Source organism: Microbacterium nymphoidis, from assembly GCF_021044885.1.
GTDB classification, from domain to species: Bacteria; Actinomycetota; Actinomycetes; order Actinomycetales; family Microbacteriaceae; genus Microbacterium; species Microbacterium nymphoidis.
Genome location: NZ_JAJNOD010000001.1, coordinates 761,701 through 775,323, shown reverse-complemented (window position 1 = coordinate 775,323; position 13,623 = coordinate 761,701). Strand labels below are relative to the sequence as shown.

Below are 13,623 nucleotides of genomic sequence, written 5' to 3'. Positions count from 1 at the left end.
TAGGGTGGCGTGGTGAGTTCTGGACGCGGGTTTCTGGTCGAGGTGGCGAACGTGGTCGGGCAAGTGCTGCGAGCACTGCTGCTGAACCGCGGCGGCGGGAGCGTCACGAAATCGGAGCGGTCCTCGCGTCCTTCATCGGCGGAGTCTCCGCAACCGGCGACGAAGCGACCGACCATCAGGACGCAGCCGTCGACCTCCGCCCGGACCCGCTCCGGCACCGCGGCCACACGACCGGCGACCACGAGTCAGCGTCCGACCGAGAAGGCCGCGCCGCCCTCGGATGAGACGTTGTCATCCGCACGACGCGCCGAGCTGGCGGCGCGCGAGCGGTTGCTGGAGGGGGAGCCGAGCCCGGGGCAGTTGGGCGCAAGCGCGACATTCGAGGTCTCGCACCGGAGCGTGGGCGCGATCACGGTGTCTTATTCCCCGGAGAAGGACGGCGCGCCAGACGCTGGCGAGGTCGTCTGGACCTGGATTCCCTACGAGGAGGCTGACGGACGCGGTAAGGATCGTCCCGTGCTCATCATCGGCCGGCGGGATGCCGAGCATGTCTACGCCGTGCGGCTCACCAGCAAGTCCCACGATGGCGAGCGCGACTTCATCTCCATCGGCAGCGGGGATTGGGACGGGCAGGGTCGCGAGAGCTGGGTGGATGTCGATCAGCTCTACGAAGTGCATGAGCGTGGTCTTCGACGGGAGGCGGCCGTGCTTGATCGGAGGCGGTTCGGGGATGTCGCCGCGGTGCTTCGCGAACGGTACGGGTGGAGGGTGTCTGTGTGAGCTCGCCGGCGACGACCGACGGGCGATGGGTGGGCACTGCCGTGCGCTTTGGGTCTTCCTGGACGACGGGCCGCGCGTTCACGATGCGTGTCGTCCTCAGTGTCATTGTCATCGCCCTCTTCTTCTGGGCGATCGCCGTATGGCGTCTGAGTGACGACGATTCCGCGGGGATCCTCGGCCTCGCCGCGCTGGGGCTCGTCGTGATCGCGTTGCCGTACTGGATTCCGCTGGTGATGCATCGCGGTGACACCGAGGTTTCCTTCGTCGATGGCCGTGTGCGGGTCCGCGTGGGCGACCGTGAGCTCCTCGACATGGCGCTCTCGGAGATCCGGGAGGTGCGTTTCGCGCGCACGGGCGCGGCCTCGCGACTCACCGTGCGCCCCGCGCGCGGTACACGCGTCGTGTGCTCGATCGGTGAGCTTTACCGCGAACACCGGGAAGGCAACGTCCCGATCGAGCGCATCGCACCGGTGCCGGCCGAGGTGATCGCTCAGTTGGAGTCGGCGGGGTTATCCGTGCGCAGCTGGCGCAAGCGTGTCGCGAACGTCACGCTCGCGAGCCGCTGACCGTCAGGACGCGGCCGGGCTCGCCCGAGAAAGCGCCGACGCGAAGATGATGATCGCGGGTGTTCATGCCCCCAGCGCGTCAGGTGAACTCTGCTGTGCCATCCACTGCTCGCGGGTGATCTCATACTGGCGATAGTGCGACGGCACGCCGAGGAACCTGGCATCGTCGCCGCGCCGGAGGAACCTCATCCCCGACTTCTCCAGAACCCGAACCGACGCGCTGTTGGCCTCGACCGCCTCGGCCCAGATCCGCTCGAGCCGCAGGCTGGTGAAGCCGTGCTTGAGCGCGGCCCGCGCGGCGGCCGTGCCCAGCCCCCGACCCCACAGAGACGACGGCGCGATCGCATAGCCGAGCTCTTTCTCCTGCGCATCGTCGCCCTGAAAGTCGACGTAGCCCACCGGGTCATCGCCGACGAAGGCCATCACGCGGACCAGGTCGTCGGAGGGAGCATCGGCCAGGCGCTCGGCCCACGCGAGCATCCGGTCCGGGTCGCTCGGATACGCCCATCCCTCGTGCGCGCAGTAGACCTCATCCAACGCGTACGAGGCGAGAATCGGCGCGTGCTCGCGCGAGTACGGACGGAACTGGATCTCGGGGCTCATGATCCTCCATGCTCGCACCTCGTTGCAGCGTTGAGGACCCCAGCGGCCAGCAGCAGCTGTGTCTTAGCACGTTCGGCCGGGGCTTGTCAGCGGAGGGGCGCAGGCTCCGCTCGCTTGCCATGATGTCGCAATGACGACACGTTCTTGCAGTCGGGGTCCGAGACGTCGATCACTCGGCGTCCTGATCGTGGTCGCTGGGGTCCTGGCGTTGGTGGGGTGCGGGATCACGGTGCCGGCAGATCCGGAGGGCACCCTGGATTCTGTGCGGGGAGGAGAGCTTCGCGTCGGAGTGAGCGCCGATTCCGGGCTCGTCGAGACACACGGCGACGGGGCGTCCGGGCCGCTGGCCGAGCTCGCCATGGAGTACGCCGCGTCGCTGCACGCGAAGGTCCGCTGGACGGCGGGCAGCGAAGAGACGCTGGTGATGTACCTGGAGGAGCGCAAACTCGATCTGGTGATCGGCGGGATCACCGACCAGACGCCGTGGCTGGATCACGTGGGAGTCACGCGCGGGTACGCCGGTATCGAAGGTGCGGACGGTCGCAGCATCGTGATGCTGGTCCCACCGGGGGAGAACGCGTTCCTCTCCGACCTCGAACGCTTCCTCGACGAGGAGGTCGGGTCGTGAGCTCGCATCAGTTCGGCAGGCGTGATCTTCCCGCGCAGCAACAACACGCGCTGCGGCTGGCGGTGCGCTGGGAGATCTTCACGATCTGCTACACGGCGGTCACGATCGCCGTCGTGGCGTTCGTCGTCGGCAACTCACAGGCGATGCGAACGGCGTGGATCGAGGACATGCTGTCGCTGATTCCGCAGATCGCGTTCCTCACAGCGCTCATTTTCGTGAGGCGCCGGCCGACCGTCGCTCACCCGTATGGCCTGCACCGGGCGATGGGTGTGGGGCACCTCGTCGCCGGCGTGGCACTCCTCGCCGTCGGCGTCAACCTCGCCGTCGAATCCGCGGCAGGGCTCATCGCGGGTGAGCACCCGACGATCGGCACGGTGCAGGTGTTCGGGCACACGGTCTGGCTCGGGTGGATCATGATCGCCGTCATGGCGGTCATCGTGGTGGGACCGGTCTTCATATACGGACCGGCGAAGGCGAAGCTGGCGCCGGTGCTGCACAACAAGCTCCTCTACGCCGACGCTGACATGGCGAAAGCGGACTGGCAGACCAACGCCGCATCGATCATCGGGGTGCTGGGTATCGGACTCGGGATCTGGTGGCTCGACGGTGCCGCCGCGGTGTTCATCTCGCTCGGGATCATCGCGGACGGGCTGCGAAACACCAAGGGCGCCATCGTCGATCTGATGGACCAACGTGCCCGGACGCACGACGACAAGCGCCCGCACCCGCTCGCCGGGCAGATCGTTCGTTACCTGAATCGGCAGTCATGGGTGACAGAGGCGGCGGTTCGGATGCGAGATCAGGGGCAGGTCTTCCACGTCGAAGCGTTCGTCGTGCCACGCCGGGGCCGCGTTCGAGTCGCCGACATCGACTCCGTGTCGAAAGGCATCGCCGCGTTGGACTGGAAGATCCAGGACGTCGTTGTCGTCCCGGTGTCCGCTTTGCCGCAGGAGGCGGATCGAGTCTCGTCAGAGCCGGGTCGCGCAGCGACAGCTCTCTCCCGATAGCGGGCTGTCCGCTCCCGATCACGGGCGTGTCCAGGGATGCGTTTTCCATGCTCGCCCCACGTTTGCCCCACGCCGACGGGAGGCAACGAAGAAGCCCCGTCAGGACTGTCGTCCTGACGGGGCTTTCTCTCTGTGGGCGATACCGGACTCGAACCGATGACCTCTTCCGTGTGAAGGAAGCGCGCTACCAACTGCGCCAATCGCCCTCATGCTCTCGCGAGCACTCTTCGATACTAGCGGATCATTTGGGGCACTTTTGACCAAAACGGGCGACACGCGCGAACCGGTTCCAGTTTGGTCTGCGCGCGGGTCTCGGGTAGTGTTGTCCGAGTCGCAAGGGCAACCGAGCGGCAACGCGGATGTAGCGCAGTTGGTAGCGCATAACCTTGCCAAGGTTAGGGTCGCGAGTTCGAGTCTCGTCATCCGCTCGAGTGGGATGGATCCTGGAGGATCCGCTCACGTGGCTTGAGCCACATGGTGACATGGCCGAGCGGCTAGGCACCGGCCTGCAAAGCCGTTTACACGGGTTCGAATCCCGTTGTCACCTCGATCACAACTGAACAGCCTTCGGGCGCGATTGGCGCAGCGGTAGCGCGCTTCCCTGACACGGAAGAGGTCACTGGTTCGATCCCAGTATCGCGCACAGAAGACGAAGCCCCCACGGGAGATCGTGGGGGCTTCGTCGTTTCAGCGCGGTGCGTCCGACTCACCCGGGCGGGGCGCGTGTTCGGTGGTCGGCTGATCGTCGGGTAAAGTGGAGGAGTCGTCGCAGGACGGCATGCGGATGTAGCGCAGTTGGTAGCGCATAACCTTGCCAAGGTTAGGGTCGCGAGTTCGAGTCTCGTCATCCGCTCGGCGGGAGAGATCCCCCATAACTGAACAGCCTTCGGGCGCGATTGGCGCAGCGGTAGCGCGCTTCCCTGACACGGAAGAGGTCACTGGTTCGATCCCAGTATCGCGCACAGACGAAAACCCGCAGATTTCTGCGGGTTTCTTCGTTTATGCGCGGGAAACGCGCCTGGGTAGAAGAAGCGGGGAACATCGTTTTGCCTCCTGTTCGGTACTTTCAGGCAAGTCTCAGACGTGGCTCGTAGCCGCAACACGCGGATTGAGGACGGGAAGTCGTTGGTTGCTAGGATGCGCTCATCGGATTAGAGGGAACCTTGGGGTCGGGCTCCTGGCGCGACGGCGATACCGGGGCTCAGGCAGAGGCAACTCGCCGAGAGATTCGGCGTCACCCCTCGCTATCTGGCGGTGCTGGAACGCGGCGAGCGGAGCTTAACGCTCGACGTCTTCGACGAATACACGAAGATTTTTGGCCAGGACACGCGCTCTCGGTTGAGGGGAGAGCTGTGTCGCGAGTTGTGGTAGCAGAGGGACCGACCGGCTGACGCAAACCCGAAGGCAGTGCCGGACGCCCATCGGACACCAGCGCCACGGTCCGGTCGCACAGCTAGCGGCGCCCTAGGCCGCCGGCTGCCCGAGCTGTAGGATGCATGTACTCGCATAGGGCATCACCAAAGGCGGAAAATGCAGCGTTTCTCGGACTACTTCAACCTTGGCCTGACTCAATCATCGCTGGACTTCGTCAACATAGATGTCAGGGAAGACTCTCCGGTATACATCGACCCTCATGCCATACGAACTCAGCAGGGTGAGTGGATCGCTTCCTGCCAGGTATCGATCACTACCTACTTTGATTCTCTGCTCGATGCAGTTAGAAAAGGAGATTCCGCCCGAGTTCGCGAGCTCATCGTTCCGCTCTCTGAGCCCAACGAGACGCATCTAGGGGAAAGTGAAGGCAAATCTCGCGGTAGATCGCTCGGTAGTGAGAAAAAGGCCCGGGAGCTCATTGCTGCGCTCCAGCGGAGCCGCGCGATCAAAAGCGGTCTTCTGGCGGATCTTGAGGAGAGCATCCTCTTCGTCGATGGCATCGGTGTCGATATCCTGAGCGACATAACGACATGCCTCATCCGTACCGAATTGATCGTCTATACGAAGAACCAGTGTGAATTTCATGGCGTCAAGACTGAGCTGCAGATCTCCGACCCAACCTGGGATGTGACCGCTCGCGCGTGGCTTCCCGGTGCGGAACATGATCTGCCTCGCGGCCCTGATGGCGCTCTCCTCTTGGTCCCGAGGTCGATCGTAAGGATAAAGCCGGAACTGGACAAGGACAAGTTCTTCAGAAACTACATCCGCCCATTCTATGTTGACTCGGAACTGAGGAAGGGTGTTGCTTCTGAATTCGTGAAGCTCGTTGCTGCAGGAAAACCGAACGCGCACCTGAAGGTCAAGCTCGGAGAGCTAGAAGGTCACCTGGGCACGTCTAAAGCAGCTATTGCGAAGCATGCGGAAGTGTATCCCGAGGGTATGGAGAACTACCGTGCCAACAACACCGAACCAAAGGTCGGTCTCGACAACGCCCAACTGTCCGAGCGGGTGGGCGATGAAGTCCCCGATCTGAACGAGTTGTTAGATACCGTTCGCGCAATTCAGCCAGGGAGAGCCGGGGCCACTCCCTACCATCGCGCGGTAGCGGCGCTACTAACGGCCGTTTTCGCTGCGAGCCTCGGCAACGAACGTCTTGAGACTCCGCAGCACGGCGGACTGAAACGCATTGATATTACCTACGACAATGTCGCTGGTGATGGCTTCTTTCGGTGGCTATCGCTCAACTATCCCAGTGCTGTTATCGCCGTCGAGTGCAAGAACTACGAAGAGGACCCCGGAAACCCGGAGGTCGATCAAATCGCTATGAGGCTCGGGCCGAGCCAAGGCAAAGTGGGGTTCCTTGTAGCGCGGAGTATCGGGGACCGGGCGCGCATGGATGCTAGGTGCAGGAACGTGTCTGCTGATCAGCATGGATTCGTCATCGCGCTCGACGACGAGGACTTACAGCAGATTGTTAACGACGTTCAAGAGGCGCTAGATAGTGGTCGAAACCCTCGTGAGTTTCCGCTACTTCGGACCCGGTTTGGCCATCTGATTGGTCAACGATAACGAGACTCACGCCCTCGGCACCGGGTATGCTAGTTCGCCCCTACTGTTGAATGTGAGCAGGCACTGTCGGCTGGTCAATCTAGTCAGCTATGCCCACATTCGGTTCGGTGTGATCCAAGCTGGATTTCCAGCAGAAGGACGTGTGAACGCCGTGCCCGATGGGAGCCTGAGTAATCCATCCGCCGGGCAAGTTCGCTGCTCTACCAATGGTCTGCGCATGGGGGGAGTTGGTTGAGACCCCGGGCGCAGCTATGCACCAAGGTGTGCACACCCTTCAGCTCCGGCGCGCCGATGCGGTGCGTGGTTCAGACGTGGCCCGGCGCGGCGGTGCGCATGTGAGCGATGGGCGCCGGGCCTGCTGCGCGTTTGGGTGAACGCTGGGAGAACGCCCGGCAGGTCTCTTCCGTGAATCGCGTTCCTCTCCTACGGTCGGAGGCAGGTCGTGCCTGTCTCGCAGCGGAGCGCGATCGTGCACCGATCGGTGCGCCCACCGACCATGGAGGAACACGTGAACCACCCCGAAACGGGCGACGTTCGGCGTGCGCTGGAAGCGCCGCCGAGTCCACGCCACCGACGCCTGACCCTGTTCGCCGCCGCCACCGTGACCGCGCTCGTGGCCGGTCTCGGTGGCGGCCTGGCCGCCGGACCCGCCCTCGCTGCCGACGCAACGCACACGATCGCGGAGGTGCAGGGCACCGGAAGCGCGTCGCCGCTGAGCGGTCAGACCGTGACCGTACAGGGCATCGTCACCGGCGACTACCGCCAAGGCGGCTACCGCGGCATCGTCATTCAGACGCAGGGCACCGGAGGCGACACCAAGACGGCGGGTGCCTCGGACGGCATCTTCGTGTTCCTCGGCAACAACGCTGTCACCCTGGAGCGCGGTGACCTCGTCTCGGTCACGGGCAAGGTGAGCGAGTACTTCGAGCAGACGCAGATCTCGGTGACCTCTTCGGCCGGCGTCGAGGTGCTCACCCCGGGCGTCGGTGTTCCGGCTCCGGTCACCCTGACCGACGCGGTTCTCGGTGCCGACCGGGAGGAGTACGAGAACATGCTCGTCGCTCCGACCGGGACGTACCGGCTGACCTCGAGCCACGAGCTGTACAACTACGGCACTCTCTGGCTGAGTGCGGGGGAGGACCTCGCGGTCAAGTCCACCGAGCTTGCGCGCCCGGGAACGGACGCGACTGCGATCACCGCCGACAACGCCGCGCACCGCATCCTGCTCGATGACGGCTGGTCGGCGCAGGTGACCAACGCATCGCACCCCGGAGAGCAGCCGTACTTCACCCAGGACGAGGTCGTCCGCAACGGCGACGCGGTGCAGTTCCCGACCGAGGGTCTCATCCTCCAGTACGGATTCGACAAGTGGCGCCTGCAGCCGGTCGTTCCGATCGATGACAGCAGTGACGCGTCGCACAAGCCGACGTTCGTCTCGGCGGGTGAACGTCCCGCCTCCCCGCCGAGCGTGGGAGGAGACCTCACCGTCGCCACCTACAACGTCCTGAACTACTTCACCACGCTTCGCAGCGAGGACTCGAACGCCCGGGGTGCAGCCACCCCGGAGCTGTTCCAGATCCAGCGATCGAAGATCATCGCCGGTATCCAGGGGCTCGACGCCGACATCGTCGGACTGATGGAGATCGAGAACGGCATCCGTTTCGGCAAGCCGGTCGACACCGCCGTGGCCGACCTGGTCGCGGGCCTGAACGAGGCCGCCGGAGCGGACGTGTGGGCCTACGTCTCCACACCAGCGGCACTGCAGGATCCCGCGATCACCGATGTGATCACGACGGCCATCATCTACAAGAAGGCGTCGGTTACGCCCGTGGGTGACAGCGTGACCGTCCCGGTCGACGAGACGGTGTGGGGCAACGCCCGTGAGCCCATCGCGCAGACGTTCCAGGCGCAGGGCAAGACGTTCTCGGTGATCGTCAATCACCTGAAGTCCAAGAGCCCGCCGGACAAGACCACCCCGGAGCCGGCAGACGAGCAGGGCTTCTTCAACGCCGATCGCGTCGCACAGGCCCAGCAGGTTCTGCAGCTGGCCAGCGCGGTCGAGGCGGCGTCGGGAAGCTCCGACATGCTGCTCCTCGGTGACTTCAACGCCTACGCTCAGGAGGACCCGATCCGCGTGTTCGCGGACGCGGGATGGACGGACCTCGTGCCGGCCCTCGCTCCCGGGCAGCACACCTACACGTTCAACGGCGAGCTGGGGTCGCTGGATCACATCCTCGCATCCCCGTCGTTCGCGGAGTCGGTCTCCGGCGCAGGCGTGTGGAGCATCAACTCCCCGGAGTGGGGCGACCGCGCATACAACTACGCGGCGACCGACGCGGGCACGCCGTTCCGCTCCAGCGACCACGATCCGGCCCTCGTCGGCCTCACTCTGGCATCCGCTCCCGCGGAGCCGGTCGACATCCAGGTGGCCACGATCAACGACTTCCACGGCCGGATCGAGGCCGGCGGTGCGTCCGCCGGTGCAGCGTCCCTCGCCACAGCGGTGAAGGAGCTGCGCGCGGAGAACCCCAACACGATCTTCGCCGCTGCCGGTGACCTCATCGGGGCCTCGACGTTCACGTCGTTCATCCAGAAGGACGAGCCCACCATCGACGCGCTGAACGCCGCGGGCCTGGACGTCAGCGCCACCGGAAACCACGAGTTCGATCAGGGCTGGGCGGATCTTCGCGACCGCATCCAGGACCGGGCTGACTGGGAGTACATCAACGCGAACGTGTTCCTCAAGGGCACCGACGACCACGCTCTGGCGCCCAGCTGGGTGAAGGAGATCGACGGCGTCAAGGTCGGGTTCATCGGAGCGGTGACCGAGGACCTGCCCACGCTCGTGAGCCCGGCCGGCATCGCCGAGCTTGACGTGCGCGACATCGTGGACTCGGTGAACGCGGTGGCTGCTGATCTCACCGACGGTGATGACAGCAACGGGGAGGCCGACGTTCTCCTCTTGCTGGTGCACGAGGGCGCAACGACCACCGACGTGTCCAGCATCACGCCGGAGTCCGCGCTCGGGCGCATCGTGTACGGTGTCTCGCCGGCCGTGGACGCGATCGTGTCCGCGCACACCCACCTCGCCTACAACCACGTGATCGACGGTCGCCCCGTGATCTCGGCCGGCCAGTACGGCGAGAACATGGGTGTCATGCAGATCCAGGTCGACCCCTCGACGAAGGAGCTGCTGTCGATCACCAACGAGGTTCGACCGCTGACGAAGGACGGTGCGCCGATCGCAGCGCCGGATCCCGAAGTGCAGAAGATCGTGGACGACGCGAAGACGGAGGCGGACAAGCTCGGCTCGGTCAGCGTCGGCGCCATCACGGGCGACTTCAACCGAGCCGTGCGATCCGACGGCACCAGTGAGAACCGCGGCGGGGAGTCCACCCTCGGCAACTTCGTGGCGGACGTCCAGCGGGAATCGACGGGCGCCGACATCGCCTTCATGAATCCCGGTGGACTGCGCACGGACTTGCGCTATGCCTCCAGCGGCGCGGGTGATGCTGACGGAAACGTCACCTATCGCGAGGTCGCCACGGTCCAGCCGTTCGCCAACACGCTCGTGACCCTGACGCTCACCGGGGCCCAGGTGCGTGCGGTGCTCGAACAGCAGTGGCAGCCCGCGACGGCGTCCCGGCCGTTCCTCAAGCTGGGCGTGTCGAAGGAGCTGACGTACGTGTACGACCCGGCGGCACCCGCCGGCGCGCACATCGGCGAGATTCTGCTGAATGGCGAGAAGCTCGACGAATCGGCCAGCTACCTCGTCGCGGTCAATGCCTTCCTCGCCTCCGGGGGAGACAACTTCACCGTCTTCGCCGAGGGCGCAGGCGCCGCGGACACCGGGCGCACAGACCTGCAGTCGATGGTGGACTGGTTCGCCGAGAACAAGACCGCCACGCCGGACCTCGCCCAGCGCGCCGTCGGTGTGACCATGCCCACGGCTCCCGCCGGCGGGTACCTCCCGGGAGCGACGTTCGACATCGCACTGTCCTCCCTGTCCTTCAGCACGACCGAGACGAAGCCCGCCACCGTGCAGGTCTCACTCGGAACCACAGTGGTGGGAACGGCAGAGGTGGATGTGACGCCGGTCGACGCCACCGACGAGGTCGGGCGCGCCAACGTCACGGTGACCGTCCCCGCGGGCGCGTCCGGAACGCAGGAACTCGTCGTCACGGCTGGTGACACGGTCTTCACACTGCCGGTCGAGGTGGCTGCGGTCGCCCCGGCTCCGGTGCTCAGCCTGAGCGCAGCGGAAGTGCGAGCGGGGGAGTCGGTCACCGTCAACGGCAGCGGTTTCGCCGCGGGTGAGGTGGTGGCGCTCGAGCTGCACTCCGAGCCGGTCGCACTGGGCGAGGCCACCGCCGATGCGGCGGGCGCGTTCAGCGTCGACGTGACGATCCCGGCGGAGACGAGTGCCGGCGATCACTCGATCGTGGCACTGCGCGCTGATGACACCACGGTATCCGTGCCGCTCGTCGTCCTGGCCGCGGTGACGCCGACGCCGACTCCCACGCCGACGCCGACGGAGACGACAGGCCCCACGCCCACGCCGACGCCGACGGAGACGACGGGACCGACGCCCACGCAGACCGCGGGCCCTGCTCCGACGTCGACCGGCGCGCCGACCGCGCCGGTGCCGGTTCCCTCGGCCACAGGCTCGCTGCCGACCACGGGAACCAATCCGTACCCGGCACTGGCGATCGGGCTGCTGGTGCTCGCCCTCGGTGCGGGGATCATGATGGCTCGCCGTCGCGCGCAGCAGGGCTGACCGCTGCCCGGGTGATGCCCCGTCGACCTGGTCGGCGGGGCATCACCCGTTGCTGGCGCGACACGCTCGGCGTCTCGGCGATGTCCGCCTCACCCGGCGGGATCGGGTAAGCTAGGGATGTCGCCGCGAGGCGGCGTGCGGATGTAGCGCAGTTGGTAGCGCATAACCTTGCCAAGGTTAGGGTCGCGAGTTCGAGTCTCGTCATCCGCTCAGTGAAAAGGCCCCTCGAATGAGGGGCCTTTTCCCGTTGGCATCGGAGCCCACGCGACGCGGGAGCTCAGAGCAGGAAGATCGATGCGATCGGAAAGGCTCCCGCTGCGACCACGCCCGCACCCGCGGCATAAGGCACCCAGCGCGGCACTGGCCGGAAGCTCTCCCACTTCTGTGCCGCGACCGCGGTGGCGGCCGGGGTCGCCAGATGCGCGTGGCCGTTCCACCAGGCCGAGACCTGCATCCGGCTGCTGACGACGACAGCGTCCACGAGAGCTCGTCCGCTGGAATCCGACGGCACCGCGCGGCTGCTGAGTCTCCGATACTCCTCGCGCACCCGCTCCACGTCGGTCACGATGACACGCGCGATCTCCGCGGCGTGGCGCTGCAGTCCCAGCCGATCCCGCTTGGGCAATGTGAGGTCGTTGGACCGCGCCTGCTCGTCGAAAGCCTGGGTGAGCAGCGCCGCCAGCTGATCGTGGTAGTGCCTGAGCGCATCCGCGTACAGGCGCCCATGGCGGGCGTGCGCGAAATCCGCCTCGTGCTGCAGCTCGCGCAGCGCGTCGTCGGCGGCGAGGAGCTCACCGTGCTGACTCATGCCGCCATTCTACGAAGTCCGTGAGGCCGTGTCTCCCGATCGGGAAGCTCCGCACGATCTCCTCAGCGTCGGTCCCCGCGGGAGAGGAACAGATTGATCACGGCGCACAGCAGCACGAGGACCGCCGCGACGAATGGCGCCCACTGTGCCAGAGCGGTGCCCTGCTCGTCCGCGAGCACACCCACGATCGCGGACGACGAAGACTGGCCGACGATCACGCCTGACCCGACCATCGTCATCAGGGTCGCACTGCGTCCCGCCGGGGTTCGCAGGGCGGCGAAGGTGTAGACGGTCACGATCAGCGGCCCGATGCCGATGCCGGTGACTGCCAGCGCCCAGATCATCTGATCCACCGTGCGCGCCGAAGCGATGAGCGCGGCGCCGCCCACGAGAATGAGCGCGAACACGAGCCAGCGGTAGCGGGGCGTGAAGCGGGCGGGGAACACCGCCACCGCGAGCGCGAGGATCGCTGATCCGACACCCATCACGCCGTAGAGGAGGCCGGCAGCCTCCTTGTTTCCTGCGTCCACCATGAAGGAGGTGAGGGAGGTGAGGGTGGAACCGAAGAAGAAGCCGATTCCCAGGACGCCCGCTACGAGCACCAGAACCCGAGGATGGAACAGCTCGCTCACCGGGGCCTGCACGAGCGGAGCGTCGGCGTCGACATGCGTGGTGGTGCGTCCCGACGGATGCAGCGCGAAGGCACCGACGAAGACGAGGGTGAGGATCGCAGCGCCGATCATCGGTGCGGCCGGATTCAGCGTGGTGGCGAGCAGTCCCACCAGCACCGGTCCGAAGACGAACACGATCTCGTCCGCCGAGGACTCGTAGGCGAGAGTCGCAGACAGGGTCTTCGCGCGGCGATCGCGGGCGATACGGCGATCGATGATCGTGACCAGGCGGCTGCGCGACATGGGGGACACCTGCGGGGCGGTGGCGCCCACGAGGATGGCGGTGGCCAGCACCCACGCATCGGCCACGGGGGCGAAAGCGACCCAGGCCATCAGCAGGAGGGCGAGGCTGTTGCCGATTCCGGCGGCCAGCAGCACCGGCCGTTGACCGAAGCGGTCGGCGGCTGCTCCGAGCAGCGGGCCGATGAGGGCGGTGCCGAGACCGACCGCTGCGGAGGTCAGCCCACCGAGAGTGAGGGAATCGCGTGCGGCCACGACGAGGGTGAGCACACCCACGACGTTCATGGCGAACGGAAGGCGGGCGAGGAAGGCGACCGGGAAGTAGGCCAACCCGGCAGCGCGGATCAGGCTGGGGGCCGGGGCGGTTGCATCGGACGGCGCGGACGCCGGCTGAGCCGTGTCTGACATCGTTTCTCCTGGGAGTTTCGGCGCGGCTTGTGCCGCCGTGCCGCCGTGAGCGGAGGTAGATACACCGGGTGTCAGGTTGCATGGCCGCGGAGGATGCAACGGCACCAGTGTACCGGGTGCGCTCTGTGCGGC

10 protein-coding genes and 7 tRNA genes are annotated in these 13,623 nt (G+C 66.1%); 13 read left to right on the top strand and 4 right to left on the bottom strand.

Annotation, left to right across the window (positions count from 1 at the left end; all coding sequences use genetic code 11):
- Positions 1-12: 12 nt before the first annotated feature.
- Both LQ566_RS03770 and LQ566_RS03765 read left to right on the top strand, forming a co-directional pair.
- Positions 13-780 (top strand): type II toxin-antitoxin system PemK/MazF family toxin, encoded by a 768-nt coding sequence (locus LQ566_RS03770; RefSeq protein ID WP_231090249.1) that lies wholly within the window; start codon positions 13-15, stop codon positions 778-780.
- The gene (locus tag LQ566_RS03765) at positions 777-1,346 is read left to right on the top strand and encodes an LSm family protein (protein WP_231090248.1); all 570 of its coding nucleotides are present in this window, start codon (positions 777-779) and stop codon (positions 1,344-1,346) included. Before LQ566_RS03770 ends, LQ566_RS03765 begins: the two co-directional genes overlap by 4 nt.
- A 63-nt stretch (positions 1,347-1,409) precedes the next feature.
- Here LQ566_RS03765 and LQ566_RS03760 read toward each other — a convergent pair whose 3' ends face one another.
- Positions 1,410-1,949, bottom strand: a complete 540-nt coding sequence (locus tag LQ566_RS03760) for a GNAT family N-acetyltransferase (protein ID WP_231090247.1) — start codon at positions 1,947-1,949, stop codon at positions 1,410-1,412.
- Positions 1,950-2,238: 289 nt separating this feature from the next.
- Here LQ566_RS03760 and LQ566_RS03755 point away from each other — a divergent pair, with 289 nt between their 5' ends.
- Together LQ566_RS03755 and LQ566_RS03750 are read left to right on the top strand one after the other, a co-directional pair.
- Complete coding sequence (locus LQ566_RS03755; RefSeq protein WP_231090246.1) at positions 2,239-2,577, top strand: type 2 periplasmic-binding domain-containing protein; 339 nt, start codon at positions 2,239-2,241, stop codon at positions 2,575-2,577.
- Entirely contained in the window at positions 2,574-3,584 is a 1,011-nt protein-coding gene (locus LQ566_RS03750) for a cation efflux transmembrane domain-containing protein (RefSeq protein ID WP_231090245.1), read from the top strand. Before LQ566_RS03755 ends, LQ566_RS03750 begins: the two co-directional genes overlap by 4 nt.
- 133 nt (positions 3,585-3,717) lie before the next feature.
- On the opposite strand, the gene LQ566_RS03745 is transcribed toward LQ566_RS03750, so the two are convergent.
- A tRNA-Val gene (locus LQ566_RS03745) sits at positions 3,718-3,790 on the bottom strand.
- 149 nt (positions 3,791-3,939) lie between these two features.
- Here LQ566_RS03745 and LQ566_RS03740 point away from each other — a divergent pair.
- The 9 genes from LQ566_RS03740 (at position 3,940) to LQ566_RS03705 (ending at position 11,574) form a co-directional block, all read left to right on the top strand.
- Positions 3,940-4,012: transfer RNA gene (locus LQ566_RS03740), tRNA-Gly, on the top strand.
- 48 nt (positions 4,013-4,060) lie between these two features.
- Positions 4,061-4,131 (top strand) — tRNA-Cys (locus LQ566_RS03735).
- A gap of 24 nt (positions 4,132-4,155) precedes the next feature.
- Positions 4,156-4,227: transfer RNA gene (locus LQ566_RS03730), tRNA-Val, on the top strand.
- Between the two features lie 137 nt (positions 4,228-4,364).
- A tRNA-Gly gene (locus tag LQ566_RS03725) sits at positions 4,365-4,437 on the top strand.
- A gap of 37 nt (positions 4,438-4,474) precedes the next feature.
- Positions 4,475-4,546, top strand: a tRNA-Val gene (locus LQ566_RS03720).
- A 229-nt stretch (positions 4,547-4,775) separates the two neighbouring features.
- Positions 4,776-4,955 (top strand): helix-turn-helix domain-containing protein, encoded by a 180-nt coding sequence (locus LQ566_RS17755; RefSeq protein WP_372459790.1) that lies wholly within the window; start codon positions 4,776-4,778, stop codon positions 4,953-4,955.
- A 159-nt stretch (positions 4,956-5,114) separates the two neighbouring features.
- Positions 5,115-6,587 (top strand): DUF8370 family protein, encoded by a 1,473-nt coding sequence (locus tag LQ566_RS03715; RefSeq protein ID WP_231090244.1) that lies wholly within the window; start codon positions 5,115-5,117, stop codon positions 6,585-6,587.
- 508 nt (positions 6,588-7,095) lie between these two features.
- Positions 7,096-11,364, top strand: coding sequence for an ExeM/NucH family extracellular endonuclease (locus tag LQ566_RS03710; protein ID WP_231090243.1), 4,269 nt, complete (start codon positions 7,096-7,098; stop codon positions 11,362-11,364).
- 137 nt (positions 11,365-11,501) lie between these two features.
- Positions 11,502-11,574, top strand: a tRNA-Gly gene (locus LQ566_RS03705).
- A gap of 67 nt (positions 11,575-11,641) precedes the next feature.
- On the opposite strand, the gene LQ566_RS03700 is transcribed toward LQ566_RS03705, so the two are convergent.
- Positions 11,642-12,172, bottom strand: coding sequence for a hypothetical protein (locus tag LQ566_RS03700; RefSeq protein ID WP_231090242.1), 531 nt, complete (start codon positions 12,170-12,172; stop codon positions 11,642-11,644).
- Positions 12,173-12,234: 62 nt separating this feature from the next.
- Positions 12,235-13,491, bottom strand: coding sequence for an MFS transporter (locus LQ566_RS03695; protein ID WP_231090241.1), 1,257 nt, complete (start codon positions 13,489-13,491; stop codon positions 12,235-12,237).
- Positions 13,492-13,623: the final 132 nt, after the last annotated feature.

Bases quoted from the DNA above. Each gene is read 5' to 3' on its own strand.
- LQ566_RS03700 (WP_231090242.1), bottom strand. From the start codon at position 12,172: ATGAGTCAGCACGGTGAGCTCCTCGCCGCCGACGACGCGCTGCGCGAG.
- LQ566_RS03760 (WP_231090247.1), bottom strand. From the start codon at position 1,949: ATGAGCCCCGAGATCCAGTTCCGTCCGTACTCGCGCGAGCACGCGCCG.
- LQ566_RS03695 (WP_231090241.1), bottom strand. From the start codon at position 13,491: ATGTCAGACACGGCTCAGCCGGCGTCCGCGCCGTCCGATGCAACCGCC.
- LQ566_RS03715 (WP_231090244.1), top strand. From the start codon at position 5,115: ATGCAGCGTTTCTCGGACTACTTCAACCTTGGCCTGACTCAATCATCG.